The sequence below is a fragment of the Pseudomonas sp. OG7 genome, assembly GCF_014192825.1.
Lineage (GTDB): Bacteria > Pseudomonadota > Gammaproteobacteria > Pseudomonadales > Pseudomonadaceae > Aquipseudomonas > Aquipseudomonas monteilii.
In genome coordinates, this window is the sequence record NZ_JACHYK010000002.1 from 494,677 (window position 1) to 508,630 (window position 13,954).

Below are 13,954 nucleotides of genomic sequence, written 5' to 3' on the forward strand. Positions count from 1 at the left end.
GATTATTGGAAACAGATGTAAGACGCCGTTGTACGAACGGATCGAAGATGTAAAAAGTCGTAAGTTTTTTGTACGTCAGCCCTGGATCAGCTGTTCGAGGGTGGCGCGGGCCTGGCCGAGCTGGCTTGCCAATGGCTCACCAAGCGCCTTCAACGCCTGTTCGTCGTGCTGCCGGGCCGCCTCTTCAATGCAGCGCAATAGCGCGGCCAGGCCAGAAAAGCCCAGGGAGTCGCAACTGCTGGCCAAACGATGGGCCAGGTGCAGCACTTCGGTAACGTCCTGGGCCAGCAGCGCCTCGGCCAGTGCCGTGGCGTGCTGTTCCAGTGACTGGCGCAGCACCTTCAGCAAGCCCTGCAGTTTCTGCTCACCCAGCAGCGAACGGTGGGTGTCCAGCAGCGACCAGTCCATGTCTGCGTCAGTGCCAATCACTTCGCTGGGCGCCACTTCGGCCAACGCCTTGCGCAGGGTCTCCAACCGCAACGGTTTGGCCAGTACCCCCTGCATGCCGGCCGCCAGATAACCCGATACCTGCCCCGGTTGCACACCGGCCGTCAGCGCCAGAATCCGGCTGGCGCGGTTCGGTCCGGGCGAGGCACGCAGCCTCTGACACAGTTCCACTCCACTCATGCCCGGCAAGTGTACGTCCAGCAGGATCAGGTCGAAGCGCTGTTGCGCGCAAACCTGCAGGGCCTGCCCGGCGTCTTCGGCAAAGCTCACCCGATGGCCATCGCGCAGTAGCAACCCTTTCGCCACCTCGCGGTTCAATGCCACGTCTTCGACCACCAGAATATCCAGGCTGGGCATCGGCGGCATGGCGGGTGACCGGCCCGGCACGGGTTGCCCACGGGCCATTTCGAGCTCGAACCAGAAGCAACTGCCCTGCCCCGGCACGCTGTCCAGGCCGATGCTGCCGCCCAGTTTTTCCACCAGGTGCTTGCAGATCGCCAGGCCCAGGCCGGTGCCACCATAGCGACGGGCCACGGCCTCGCTGGCCTGGACGAAGCGGTCGAAGATTCTCGCCTGCACGGCGGGCTCGATGCCGATGCCATTGTCACTGACCGACAGCCGCAAGCGCTGCGCGTGCTCGCTACTGGCAAGCACCCTCACCCCAAGCTGCACCTGGCCGTGCTCGGTGAACTTGATGGCATTGGCCAGCAGGTTGCTGAGCACCTGACGCAGGTACTGCTCGGCACCGTGCTGGTACCCGGCCAACGCCTCATCGATATGCAGGTGCAACGTGTCGCCGTTGTCCTTGGCCATGGGCTCAAGCAGCGTCAACACTTCCTGGCACAGTTGGCGCAAGGAAAAACCCACCAGCTCGGCCCGGCTCTCGCCTTCTTCGAGCCGGGCGAAATACAGCACTTCGTTGAGAATCGCCAGCAGCCCCTCGCCGGCCTTGTACAAGGCCTCGACGCGCTGACGGTCAGGCAACTCCAGCCGCGCGCCGCGCAACAATTCAGCCATGCCCAGAATGCCGTTAAGCGGCGTACGCAGCTCATGGCTCATGGTCGCCAGAAAGCGCGACTTGGCCAGGTTGGCAGCCTCGGCCTCGTCCTTGGCCCGAGCCAGGCTGGCCGTACGCCGCTCGACCATGGCCTGCAGTTCGTCGCGCTTGTCCTGCAGTTCAAGCCGATCACGCTCGCGGCGCTCGATATCGCTGAGGATGGCGCGGCGCATATCGTCCAAGGCATTGGCCACCGTGTCGATTTCATCCGGGCGCGATGAAGGACGGCGGCCCAGGCGCAGCGGCTCTTGCCACTGGCCGGCGCCAATACGGCGAGCGAACTCGGCCATCACTTGCAGGTGGCGAGTGACCAGTCGGTAGAAAAGCCCCGACAGCGCCACCGCCAACCCGCACAAAAACACACCCATCCACAGCAGGCTGGTCAAGCCGGTGGCATACAGCCGCTGATGCACTGCCCCCAAGTCAATGGTCACTTCCAGCTCACCCAGGTGCCTGGCAGGCCCCGAAGGGGGCTGAAAGTCGAGCGGGAAGCGCTCGACACGCAGCGGCCCTTTGGGCTCGGCCGCCCCTCTCTGCAGTTGGAAGTCGTCGCTGACCAGGCGCACCCGGGCCACATCGGAAAAGTCCACCAGGCCGCGCAGCTGGGTGTCCAGTTGCGCTTCGTCCAGGTCCCACAAGCTGCGCTCCAGGCTGGCCAGGTAGCCGGCACGGATCAGCGCCATGCGTGCGTCAATGTCGCGCATCTCGCGGCGGTACTCGAAGTACAGCTGCACCCCGCTGGCCAGCACGGTAAAGCAAAGGCTGAACAACAGGATGAACAGCAACAGGCGGCGCAGCAGGCCGTCAGCGCGCAGCGGGATCATCGGGCATCCGCCGGCAGGTTGACCATGTCCCTGTAGGTGACTTCGCTCTGCTCCAGCCAGCGCGCGATCTCTCCGGCCTGGTTCATACGCTGCAACTGCGCGTCGATTTCGTCCATGTGCCGGCTCAGGGGTGATCGCCGCGATACCGCAACGCGCAGGTAGTCCACGCTCAGGGCGCTGGGCAATACGCGGATATCCTGCGCCCCGGGCAGGTGCTCGATGAACAGTTGGCCGGTGCGCCGCTCCTGGATCACATAATCGATGCGCCCACGGATCAGCTTGCCGAAGTTCTGCTGGCTGGAAGACACCCGCTCGATGTTCTGGTGGCGGGCCACGAAGCGATCGAATTCGGCGCCGTAGCTTTCACCGTACAGCAGGCCGCCACGGTAGCCCGCAAGGTCCTCCACGCGCTGGAACCGAACCGGCCGAAGGCGGTTGTAGAACACCGCCACCTCTTCGCGTACCACCGGCTCGGTGGAAAAACGCATGCGCTGGTCACGCTGGTCGCTGTTGTAGGCCAGTACCACGTCCACCCGCCCGGCGGCGGCGTCCATCAGGCAGCGCTTCCAGTTGCCCAGCACCACCGTCTGCACGTCGTAGCCCATGCGGGTGAACAGCTCGCGCACCACGGTCGGCGCCAGGCCGCGCACCTGGTGGCCATCGCTCCAGGAGATCGGCGGGTACACCGGGTAGTCACAATAGCGCACCGTCTCGGCCGCACCAGCGTGCGCGGCGAGCATCACCAGCGCCACCCCCAGGGCGCGGGGGGTCATGCGGCCACGCTGGCGGTGAACAGGTAGCCGGTACCGTGGATGGTGATGATCAGTTGCGGCTCGGCCGGGTCGTCGTGCAGCTTGCGCCGCAAGCGGCCGACCAGCACGTCGATGGAGCGGTCGTTGGGCACCCACTCACGGTTGCGAATCTGGTCCATCAACTGGTCACGGCTGAGGGTATGGCCGCTGTTGCGTAGAAACACGCTGAGCAACTGGAATTCACCGTGGGTGAGCAGGGTTTGCCCCCCGCGCGCGTCAATCAGGCGGCGACGGTCGGTGTCCAGCGCCCAGTCGGCAAACTGCTTCAGCGACTGCGCACAGGCCGGCACGGGATGCACTTCGCGAGCATGGCGCACGCGGCGGATCAGGTTTTTGGCGCGCGACACCAGCTCACGGGGGTTGAGCGGTTTGATGACGTAGTCATCGGCACCGCATTCCAGGCCGACGATGCGGTCGATGTCGTCGTTGCGCCCTGTGATGAGGATGATGCCCACCTCCGAGCGCACCCGCAGCTCGCGGGTCAGGGTGAGGCCGTCCTTGCCGGGCAGGCGGATATCCAGCAGCACCAGGTCGACATCCTGGCTGCCGAGCAGGGCTTCGGCTTTTTCTGCCGTATCAGCGCAGTGTACGTCGTAGCCTTCCTGGGAAAGATAGGCCTGCAGCAAGTCACGAATAAGCGGATCGTCATCGACGATCAATACCCGAGGCGTCATGCGTGTCGTCTCTTTTTATTGGTGTTGTTCTACACACTCGCGCCAGCAGCGTACTCGTTACTGAACAGGCGATCAACAGCCCTCGGGCAGGCTGAAACGGCGCCGACCACCGGCTTGCAGGCCATCGACCCAGGCTTCGCAGATAATCACGCCCTGCTCGGGCGTGAAGGTGCCGGGGTTGAGCCCCGACTCCAGCCACAGGCCGTCCAGCAAGGCGCTGAGGCTGATGGCGGCGAGGTCGGCATCGAAGCCCTGCCAGCCCTCGTCTCTGGCGAGCGAGGCCAGCAGCTGGCTCAGCTCCTTGCGGTACTCGCCATAGGAATGGTCGTGCACCTGGTTGATTGCATCAGCTGTCTTGACCGCGCCCCAGAACGCCAGCCAGGCGTCAAGCAGTTGCGGGTCGAGCAACTCTGCGCAGAACGAAGCGCGGAAAAACGCCGACAACCGCTCGCGGGCATTGGGCGCGGCCTGGGCCATGGCTTCACGCAACAGGCCCATCACCCGCCCGGTAACCGCCAGGTAGGCCTCGGCCACCAGTTCGTCCTTGCCGGCGTAGTGGTGGCTGATCAGCCCTACCGAAACCCCGGCCTCGGCCGAGATCTTGCGGATCGAAGCCCCCTGGAAGCCATGGCGCTTGAGGCACACCAAGGTCGCCTCGACCAGGTTGGCTTTGCGCAATTCCGGCAGCATGCGGTGGTAGCGGGCTTCCTGGTTCATGGGCGGCTCTCGGTTCGGGGGGCTGGACTGAACGACTGTACAACAAGCCGGCGTGCGTGATAAACCCTTGGCTCTCCTGCCTACAACAACAAAAGCGGCTGCCATGAACGACCTGATCATACGCGACCTGGACCAGGGCCTGCTGACCCTGGCCTTCAACCGCCCCGACAAGCTCAACGCACTGAATACAGCCATGTACCAGCAGCTGGGCGACCTGTTGTTGGCGGCCAGTGAAGACCCGAACGTAGAGGCAATCATCATCACCGGTGGGCCGCAGTGCTTCACTGCGGGCAACGACCTGCGCGATTTTCTCGACAACCCGCCCGGTGATCTGAACAGCCCGGTATTTCGCCTGATGCGGGTGGTGATGGGCCTGGACAAGCCGCTGATCGCGGCAGTCAGTGGCGCGGCCATCGGCATTGGTGCCACCTTGCTGTTGCATTGCGACCAGGTACTTGTCAGCCGTTCGACCAAGCTGCGCATGCCGTTCGCGCCACTGGGGGTGTGCCCGGAGTTTGGCTCCAGCCTGCTGCTGCCTCGCTTGCTTGGCCAGGCCCGTGCAGCCCGCTTGCTGCTGGGCAATGAAGGGATCAATGGCGAACAGATGGTGGCTTGGGGGCTGGCCAACGAGCTGCATGAGGATGGCGAACAATGCCTGGCCGCAGCCCGCACGCTGGCGCGGCAGCTGCAGGGCTACCCGCAGGCGGCGCTGCGCATCAGCAAGCGGCTGCTCAAGGACAGCCAGCGCGCCGAGCTGGAGGCGACGGTGGCGCGGGAGAGCCGGTTGTTTATCGACTGTTTGCGTACCGAGGAAGCCCGGACCGTGTTAAGGGGCCTGATCAAGGATTGAATGGGCTGAGGCTAGTATCCGGTCATCTCCAGATACCCACGCCCACCCGCACTTCCCGTCAACCGCACCGGCCCTTCCCAATACCCAAACCGCGTATCCATCCACGCCTGCGGTTCCACTGCATCCACGTGTATATCTACCCCGTGCGCGGGTACCCGCACCCGCCAGCGCGTTGGCACCTGCTTGTCATTTTTCTGAGTCACCGAAGCAAGCGCCTGCATCTGGATCTGCTCCCCATGAAGCGCCACGACGTCACCCTGCGGCCCCACCCAGGTCCCGGCGCGATACACCTCACCCTGCGCCTCGCGCACCTGGAACAGCATCAGCTTGGCACCACTGTCCAGATGCAGGGAAAACCAGTCCCACCCAGTCTGCCCGGCAGCCAGCGGCTGGCTGCTCCATTCCCGGTCCAGCCAGGCTTGGCCAGTGACAGCCATGCACAAGCCGTCACGCTCCACCTCCCCCTGCACGCGGTAAAACGGCTGGCTGTAATAATAGGAAGCCTGTCCCTTGCCGGATTTTTCGCTGTAACCCTGATCGCCGTGCAGCACCAAGGGCCGGTCACTGCGCAGGAGCAAGTCATAGTGAAAACCTTCGCCACCTGCGACCATTCGCAGGCTTTCGATACCTCCCCTGCCCTGCAACGCCCAGTCATTGATCCACGCCCGAAACGGCTGGGCCTGCACGCCGGCCTGGCCGATACCACCGCGCGCCAGGGTTTCGCCAGACCGATGCCCACCCGGGCCGGTCAAAGCCGCGTGCCCCATCCACAGGTTCGGGCTGTTCCAGTCAGCGGTTTCCGGGCCGGGGCGCAGTGCCGAGCGGAACAGCGTCCACTGCGCGCCCCAGTCGCGCCCCTGGGCGTCCTTGAGGTTGGCGGTGACATACCACCACTCGATGCGAAATCCCTCATGAGGCCCGTGGTCACGAGGGAACGCCAAGTGATGCCCGCGGGTTACCTGGCTGAACCCGACTGCCTGCTGCCCAAGCCCGGCATAGCCTTGTGGCGCCGGTTGATCACAAGCGCACAGCAGGCCGCACAGCAACAACCACGCACTACGCTTCATCGGCAAACGGCCTCAACAGTTCGCGGGGCTGGCGGCGCGCCAGTTGCCACAGCGGCCAGGCGCTGGCCAGCAGGCTGGTCAACAGGCCCAGCACAGCCAGTTGCAGCAGTTGCGCAGGAAACACGTAGAGCGGCAAACGCCAGCCAAACGCCTGCACATTGACGACCGCCACCAGGCACCATGCCAGTAACACCCCCAGCGGAATGGCCAGCAATACCGTGAAACTGCTTAGCATCAGCGTTTGCCCCAGGCTCAGCCACACCAGTTGTCTGCGTTGCACGCCCAGCGCCCACAGTGGTGCCGACTGGCCGAGCCGGGTTTGGCCCAACGTCAGCAGGTTGATGAACAACGCCACCCCGGCCACACCCAGGGTGAGGCTGTTGAGTGCGGCGGTGGCGGCGAAGGTGCGGTTGAACACCTCGGTAGACCAGCTTTTCAGGCGTACCTGCTCCACCACGCGGCTGTCGTCCAGGGCGAAGTGCTGTTGCAACGCGGCCTTGGTGACGGGCACTTGGTCGGTGTGCAGGTCAACACTCAACCCCGTCAGCGTCGCCTGTGGCCAATGCGAACGCAACCAGCCGGCATTCACCAGCACATGGCCTTTGGGGTTGCCGTAGTCGGCATAGACCCCGACCACCGTCATGGCCTGCGAAGACAGCGCAAGGCGGTCACCCAAGTGCAGCTTCAAGCGCCTGGCCAATTGTTCACTGAGCATCACGGCCTGCCCACTGGACAGTTGCTCCCAGGCGCGCGGCTGCTGCTCAAGCAACGGCCAACGTTTGAGGTAGAGGGGGTGATCGACAATACCCTGGACCTGCACTGGCCACCCCTGCAACCGGGTTTCAACACGCCAGCCAGGCAGCACTGCGATGACCGCAGATTGCTGGCCAAGCCATTCGGCAATTTGCAACCCTTGTTCGGTATCCCTGGGGGTGACATACAGGTCGGCAGACAGACGCATGTCCAGCCAGCCAACGAACGTCTTGCGAAAGCCTTCGGTCATGCTGCCCACGCCGACACTGGCCGCCAGCGCCAGCAACAACGCCATGAGCGCCAGGCTCAGGGCCGGCATTTGCTGGCGGCTGTCGGCCACGAACCATTGCGCCAAGGGCCGCCGACAAAACCGCGTCAACCCGCCAAGCCCGTGGTCGAGCAAGGCGGGCAACAGGAGTGCCGACGCCAGCAACAACCCCGCCAGCATGGCAAACGCGCAAGCCAGGCTGTTACCCAACACGCCAAACCCCAAGGCCAGCAGCAACAGCAAGCCTGCTGCGCAAGCCTGGCGCCTTGACCACAACCCCTGTGCCAGCCGCCAGGCCTGAGGCTGCGCCAGCGCCAGCAATGGCAGCCGGGCTGCACGCAACACGCTACCCAGCCCTGCCAGCAATGCCCCCAGCACACTCACCAGTACACCCGCCAGCCACCACCCTGCGGGCAGGCTCAGCGTGCCGGCCACCTGGGCGCCATACAGGCCGCGCAAACTGGCAGCCACATCAGGCAACAACCACGCGGCCAGTACATACCCACTGGCCACACCTGCCAGCCCGCCCAGCAGTGCGAACAGGCCCAGCTCCAACACCAATGCACCCAGCAGCGTGTTCAAGCTGACCCCACAGGCGCGCAGGTTACGTATCAGGCCTCGCCGCTGCTCCAGCGCCAGCCCGATGGCGGCGTGGGCGATGAACAGGCCAACAACGAACGCCAGCAGGCCAAGGGCGGTCAGGTTAAGGTGAAAACTGTCGGTCAGCCGCTGCAATCCGTCGTCGTCCTGCTGAGGTTGCAGTTCGAGCAGGGCCGCGATATCAGCAGGCAACGGCCCTGGCTTGCCGGCCACCAGCAACCGCGACAACTGCCCGGGTGCGTGCAGCAGGCGTTGGGCATGGCCGATGTCGACGACCATGATGCCGGGCGCCAGCGCAGGTTGCAGGACCACGGGGGGAAGCGGTTGCCCTTCGCTGTCGCGCATTGAACCTTCGCCCCATTGGCGCAACGTATCCGGCCCTACCCAGGCTTGCCCGGGTGTGCCGATAAATGCCTGCAGGTCGAATGCTTGGGGCTGCACGCCGGCAATGCTGCTGGTCGGCGGTAGGCTCAAAGGATCGATGCCGATCAGCCGCACACTGCGCACAGGCTCACCCGATAAGCGCAAACGCCCTTCCAGCACGGGTGTCACCTGCCACCCCTGCTTGCGCAACTGCACGTACAGCTTCTGATCGAAATGCTCACCCTTGCGCGGTACAAACTGCGCCTGCATCGGCCCGGCCAGCACGGCACTGGCCCGGGCATAGTCGCTGCGGGCCTGGCTGTTCAGTGCCTGTACGCCCGTCCACAAGGCCGTGGCCAGCCACAGCCCGGTGAAGATGCTGACAAACTGCACCCGATGGCGCCGCCAATGGCTGAGCAACGCCAACAGGGCCAGCGACAAGAGCCTCATCACCCGTGCTCTGGCTGAACGCGGCCGGCCTGCAGGTAGCAACGCTGCTGCAAGCGTGCCGCCAGCCGCGGGCTATGGGTCACCATCAGCACACCACTGCCGGCCTCGGCGACCAGTTGCAGCAGCAGGTTCAGCACCTCATCGCTGCTGGCTTCGTCAAGGCTGCCGGTAGGCTCGTCGGCCAGCAGCCACGTCGGCCGCCCGGCCAGCGCACGGCCAATGGCAACCCGCTGTTGCTGGCCGCCAGACAACTGTTCCGGATAGCGCGCGAGCAAACCTGCCAGGCCCAGGCGTTCTGCCAGGTAGGCCACCCATTGCGGGTCATGCCGGCCGGCGAGCCTTGCCTGGAATGCAAGGTTCGTCGCCACGTCCAGGCTGCTGATCAAATTGTATTGTTGGAACACCAGGCCAATGCCCTGCCGCCGCCACTGCGCCAACGATGACTCTGAACGGCTGTCGAGCGGCGTGCCATCAATCAGGATCCGACCACTGTCGGCGCGGTCCAGGCCGGCAACCAGGTGCAACAAGGTGCTCTTGCCGCTGCCCGATTCGCCCATCAATGCCAAGCTGCTGCCGCGCGCCAGGCGCAGGTTGACGCCCTGCAGCACAGGCAGCGGGCCTTGGGGGGTGCGGAATGATTTGTGGAGCTGTTCGATGGCGAGCATCGAGGGGCCTTGGTGGGTTGTGGGGTTTGTTTAGGAATAGCAGGTTCAGGCCGTTTCCCAGCCATTAAAACACCCTGCTCAATCCCGAGCCGTGATCAAAATTCCTATTAGTGGATCCATAAAATCCGATAATCGCCCAAAACCTTATAAATAACCGCGCAAACCATTGACCGCGCGTGAGGCGAATGGCTCTAATGGATCCATTAAATAAAAACAAAACCCGGAGAGCCTCCTTCATGTACCCCAAAAACACCTGGTACGTAGCCTGCACCCCCGACGAAATCGCCACCAAACCCTTGGGCCGGCAGATCTGCGGCGAGAAGATCGTGTTCTACCGCGCCCAGGAAAACCGCGTGGCCGCCGTCGAGGACTTCTGCCCGCACCGTGGTGCGCCGTTGTCGCTGGGTTACGTTGAAAACGGCAATCTGGTGTGTGGTTACCACGGCCTGGTGATGGGCTGCGATGGCAAGACCGTGTCGATGCCGGGCCAGCGGGTACGGGGCTTTCCCTGCAACAAAACCTTCGCCGCCGTCGAGCGCTACGGCTTCATCTGGGTCTGGCCCGGCGACCAGGCGTTGGCCGACCCGGCGCTGATCCCGCACCTGGAATGGGCCGTCAATGAAGAGTGGGCCTATGGCGGTGGGCTGTTCCATATCGGTTGCGACTACCGCCTGATGATCGACAACCTGATGGACCTCACCCACGAAACCTACGTGCACGCCTCCAGCATCGGCCAGAAGGAAATCGACGAGGCGCCGCCCGTCACCACCGTCACCGGCGACGAAGTGGTCACCGCCCGGCACATGGAAAACATCATGGCGCCGCCCTTCTGGCGCATGGCCCTGCGTGGCAACGGGCTGGCAGACGATGTGCCGGTGGACCGCTGGCAGATCTGCCGCTTCACCCCGCCCAGCCATGTGCTGATCGAAGTAGGCGTGGCGCACGCCGGCAAAGGGGGCTATCACGCGGATGCGCAGCACAAGGCGTCGAGCATCGTGGTGGACTTCATCACGCCAGAGAGCGACACCTCGATCTGGTACTTCTGGGGCATGGCGCGCAATTTTGCGGCGCAGGACCATGCGCTGACCGACAACATCCGGGAAGGCCAGGGCAAGATCTTCAGCGAAGACCTGGAGATGCTGGAGCGGCAGCAACAGAACCTGTTGGCCTACCCGGAACGCAACCTGCTGAAGCTGAACATCGATGCCGGTGGCGTGCAGTCGCGCAAGATCCTGGAGCGGCTGATTGCCAAAGAGCGCATGCCGCAACCACAACTGATTGCCACCAGCGCTACCCCTGCCTGAGGAGAAGCCAAGATGATCGATGCCGTAGTGGTTTCCCGCAACGATGAAGCGCAGGGCATTTGCAGCTTCGAGCTGGCAGCGGCGGATGGCAGCCTGCTGCCCGCGTTCAGCGCTGGCTCGCACATAGATGTGCATTTGCCCGATGGGCTGGTGCGCCAGTATTCCTTGTGCAACCACCCCGAAGAGCGCCACCGCTACCTGATCGGTGTGCTCAACGACCCGGCCTCGCGGGGTGGTTCACGCCGCCTGCACGAGCAGGTACAGGCCGGCGCACGCCTGCGCATCAGCGAACCCCGCAACCTGTTCCCGCTCGTGGAAGGGGCGCGGCGCAGTGTGCTGTTTGCGGGAGGCATCGGGATTACCCCGATCCTGTGCATGGCCGAGCAGCTGGCGCAAAGCGGTGGGGATTTCGAACTGCACTACTGCGCCCGCTCGAGTGAGCGTGCCGCCTTTGTCGAACGCATTCGTAAAGCGCCTTTCGCCGACCGCCTGTTCGTGCATTTTGATGAGCAGCCGGAAACGGCACTGGACATTGCCCGGGTGCTGGATAACCCGCAGCCGGATGTACACCTGTATGTGTGTGGGCCGGGTGGTTTCATGCAGCATGTGCTGGACAGCGCCAGGGGCCTGGGTTGGCAGGAGGCTTGCCTGCATCGGGAATATTTTGCCGCAGCGCCGGTGGATGCCAGCAACGACGGCAGTTTCTCGGTACAGGTCGGCAGCACCGGCCAGGTGTTCGAGGTACCCGCCAACCAGACAGTGGTGCAGGTGCTGGAGCAGCACGGCATCGAGATTGCGATGTCATGCGAACAGGGCATTTGCGGCACCTGCCTGACGCGCGTGCTGCAAGGCACGCCAGATCATCGCGACATGTTCCTCACCGAAGAAGAGCAGGCGCTGAACGATCAGTTCACGCCCTGCTGCTCGCGCTCGAAAACACCCCTGCTGGTGCTGGACATCTGAACCGGCCTACGACGAGGGCAGAATCACCTTCATGCCCTCTTCCACCGTTGCCCCGCCGAAGGTTTCGGCGTAGCGCAAGGTGGCGTTGGCGTGCTCGCGCATAATGGCTTCGGCGCGGGCACCCTGGCGATTGACCAAGGCATCGAACGCCGCATGGTGTTGCATGTGCGCGAAGTTGAAGCGCCGGTATTCACGGGCCAGGTCGTGGCGGTCCACGGCCAGCGCTGTGACGGAGGCAAACGGCAGGTGATCGTTGCGCGCCAGGGCATCGGCGATGGCCGGATTATGGCTGGCTTCGATGATGACCTGGTGAAAGCGCATGTTGAGGTCGTGGTAGGCCTGCAGGTCTTCTTCGGTAACGAAGCCCTTGTCGAACAACTGGTCGCCTTCGACCAGGCAGCGTTGCAGCGCTTCGCGGGCCTGGGCTGACAGGCCACGTTCCGCAGCCTGGCGGGCAGCCAGGCCTTCCAGTACGCCGCGTACCTCGACTGCGCCGGCGATGTCATCGGCACTGACCGAGCGCACCTGAAAACCCCGACCGCCAAAACGCACCAGCAGGCCTTCCTGCTCAAGGGTGCGAAACGCCATGCGCACCGGCATGCGTGACACGCCGAACAGTTCAGCGGTGGGGACTTCCATCAAGCGCTCGCCAGCTGCAAGCTCGCCCGAGGCGATCATCTTGCGCAACGCGACCAGCACCATTTGACCAGGCTTGCTCATCCGGGCGACTTCCAGGGACATGAGCGGGCATCTTAGCGTAAGGCGGGGAGGTGCTGTTGGCTTGTTCGGGCAATACCAGAGACAGTGCGGCGTATCATTGGGGCTGCTGCGCAGCCCCAGTGCCTTAAAGGCGGCGCGGTGCAAGCTTTTATAGCGACAGCGGATAGCTGACGATCAGGCGGGTCTGGTCGAAATCACTGTTGAAGCTTCGCCGGTTGGTCGCGTTGTTCAGCCGGATGTTAAGGTTTTTCAACGCCCCGCTCTGGAAGGTGTAGTTCACTTCGGTATCGCGCTCCCACTCCTTGCCATTGCTGCCGGCCGCCGTGGTCGCGTTCTCGCCATGCCCGTAACGCACCATGGCCAGCAGCCCTGGCACCCCCAATGCGGCAAAGTTATAGTCGTAACGCACTTGCCACGAGCGCTCGTCGGCGTTGCTGAAGTTGCCGTTGAACATGTCGTTGCCCAAGGTACGGCCGCTGCTGCCATACACCGACATCCACTGGCTGTCGCCACTGACCTTCTGCAACCCCAGGTACAGCGTATGGCCACTGTGCGAGGCCGACAGCAAGGCGTAACCGGTGCGGCTCTGAATGCCGCCGATGCGCGCCTGGCCGTCATCCCGGTCGATGAAATAGCCAAGATTGGCTCCCAACGTCCACTCCCCCACCCGCTGGTTGTGCAGCAGGTTGAAGTAACTTTGCTGATAGATGTCCTCCAGCTGCGAATGCCAGGCACCGATCAGTGTGCGCTGCTGGTTGAAGCGGTACTCGGCACCGGCGTAGTTGAAGCCGTCCGAGGTGACCCCGGGCGCGGCCCAGGCAGAAAGGTCTTGCATGTCGGACGAGTTGCGCAGGCTTACTTCACGGTACTGGCCGGCCTGCAGACTCAAGCCTTCGATCTCTCGCGAATCAAGCATCGCCCCACGGAATGTCTGCGGCAGCAGGCGGCCATCGTCGTAGCGCAGCAGGGGGATGTCGGGCAGCAGCTCGCCAACCTTCAGTTCGGTCGCGCTGATACGCAGCTTCGCCGCCAACCCTGCCCGGCCATAGTTGTCGGCTGCACGCCCGTCATCGTGCACCGGCAGCAATTCGGAACCGCTGGTGCCACCGCCGCTGTCCAGCTTCACACCGAACATGGCGATACCGTCCAGGCCAACACCGATCAACCCCGGGGTGTAGCCAGAGCTGAACTTGAAGATGAAGCCCTGAGCCCATTCTTCGACCTTGCCCTTGGCCGCCCCCGGGTCGCGGAAATCGCGGTTGAAGTAGTAGTTGCGCAGGGTCAGCCCGGCCTTGGCATCGTCAAGGAAGCCCCCCTCCTCGGCCCAGGCCGGCAAACCCAGGCCAAGCGCCAGCGATACCGCCAGAACCGAACGGGCCAGCGTGCAAGTTGTGTGCATCATTATTATTGTTCTCCGCTT

Annotated in this window: 12 protein-coding genes; 3 read left to right on the plus strand and 9 right to left on the minus strand. The window is 63.9% G+C overall.

Annotated elements, in window-relative coordinates:
• Positions 1 to 75: 75 nt before the first annotated feature.
• The 4 genes from FHW75_RS06750 to FHW75_RS06765 form a co-directional block, all read right to left on the minus strand.
• Complete coding sequence (locus tag FHW75_RS06750; protein WP_084297149.1) at positions 76 to 2,328, minus strand: ATP-binding protein; 2,253 nt, start codon at positions 2,326 to 2,328, stop codon at positions 76 to 78.
• Positions 2,325 to 3,101 carry an ABC transporter substrate-binding protein gene (locus tag FHW75_RS06755; RefSeq protein ID WP_183673371.1) on the minus strand — a complete coding sequence of 259 codons (777 nt, stop codon included), beginning with the start codon at positions 3,099 to 3,101 and terminating at the stop codon, positions 2,325 to 2,327. The genes FHW75_RS06750 and FHW75_RS06755 overlap by 4 nt, the downstream gene beginning before the upstream one ends.
• Positions 3,098 to 3,814, minus strand: a complete 717-nt coding sequence (locus FHW75_RS06760) for a response regulator (protein WP_016715658.1) — start codon at positions 3,812 to 3,814, stop codon at positions 3,098 to 3,100. Before FHW75_RS06760 ends, FHW75_RS06755 begins: the two co-directional genes overlap by 4 nt.
• 72 nt (positions 3,815 to 3,886) lie before the next feature.
• On the minus strand, positions 3,887 to 4,531 hold the full coding sequence (locus FHW75_RS06765; RefSeq protein WP_016715657.1) for a TetR family transcriptional regulator C-terminal domain-containing protein: 645 nt from the start codon (positions 4,529 to 4,531) through the stop codon (positions 3,887 to 3,889).
• 103 nt (positions 4,532 to 4,634) lie between these two features.
• On the opposite strand from FHW75_RS06765, the gene FHW75_RS06770 reads away from it, so the two are divergent.
• Positions 4,635 to 5,381 (plus strand): enoyl-CoA hydratase-related protein, encoded by a 747-nt coding sequence (locus FHW75_RS06770; protein WP_183673373.1) that lies wholly within the window; start codon positions 4,635 to 4,637, stop codon positions 5,379 to 5,381.
• Positions 5,382 to 5,392: 11 nt separating this feature from the next.
• On the opposite strand, the gene FHW75_RS06775 is transcribed toward FHW75_RS06770, so the two are convergent.
• Genes FHW75_RS06775 through FHW75_RS06785 form a run of 3 tightly spaced genes read right to left on the minus strand, consistent with a single transcriptional unit; the run spans position 5,393 to position 9,547 of the window.
• Entirely contained in the window at positions 5,393 to 6,448 is a 1,056-nt protein-coding gene (locus FHW75_RS06775) for a lipocalin-like domain-containing protein (RefSeq protein ID WP_183673375.1), read from the minus strand.
• Positions 6,438 to 8,882, minus strand: coding sequence for an FtsX-like permease family protein (locus FHW75_RS06780; protein WP_183673377.1), 2,445 nt, complete (start codon positions 8,880 to 8,882; stop codon positions 6,438 to 6,440). The genes FHW75_RS06775 and FHW75_RS06780 overlap by 11 nt, the downstream gene beginning before the upstream one ends.
• Positions 8,882 to 9,547 carry an ABC transporter ATP-binding protein gene (locus FHW75_RS06785; RefSeq protein ID WP_025754519.1) on the minus strand — a complete coding sequence of 222 codons (666 nt, stop codon included), beginning with the start codon at positions 9,545 to 9,547 and terminating at the stop codon, positions 8,882 to 8,884. The genes FHW75_RS06780 and FHW75_RS06785 overlap by 1 nt, the downstream gene beginning before the upstream one ends.
• A 236-nt stretch (positions 9,548 to 9,783) precedes the next feature.
• Between FHW75_RS06785 and FHW75_RS06790 the strand changes: the two genes are divergently transcribed.
• Positions 9,784 to 10,851 (plus strand): aromatic ring-hydroxylating dioxygenase subunit alpha, encoded by a 1,068-nt coding sequence (locus FHW75_RS06790; protein WP_025754520.1) that lies wholly within the window; start codon positions 9,784 to 9,786, stop codon positions 10,849 to 10,851.
• Between the two features lie 12 nt (positions 10,852 to 10,863).
• Positions 10,864 to 11,814 (plus strand): PDR/VanB family oxidoreductase, encoded by a 951-nt coding sequence (locus FHW75_RS06795; protein ID WP_025754521.1) that lies wholly within the window; start codon positions 10,864 to 10,866, stop codon positions 11,812 to 11,814.
• 6 nt (positions 11,815 to 11,820) lie between these two features.
• Here FHW75_RS06795 and FHW75_RS06800 read toward each other — a convergent pair whose 3' ends face one another.
• Together FHW75_RS06800 and FHW75_RS06805 are read right to left on the minus strand one after the other, a co-directional pair.
• On the minus strand, positions 11,821 to 12,534 hold the full coding sequence (locus FHW75_RS06800; protein WP_016714586.1) for a GntR family transcriptional regulator: 714 nt from the start codon (positions 12,532 to 12,534) through the stop codon (positions 11,821 to 11,823).
• A 148-nt stretch (positions 12,535 to 12,682) separates the two neighbouring features.
• Complete coding sequence (locus FHW75_RS06805) at positions 12,683 to 13,936, minus strand: OprD family porin (RefSeq protein WP_025754522.1); 1,254 nt, start codon at positions 13,934 to 13,936, stop codon at positions 12,683 to 12,685.
• Positions 13,937 to 13,954: the final 18 nt, after the last annotated feature.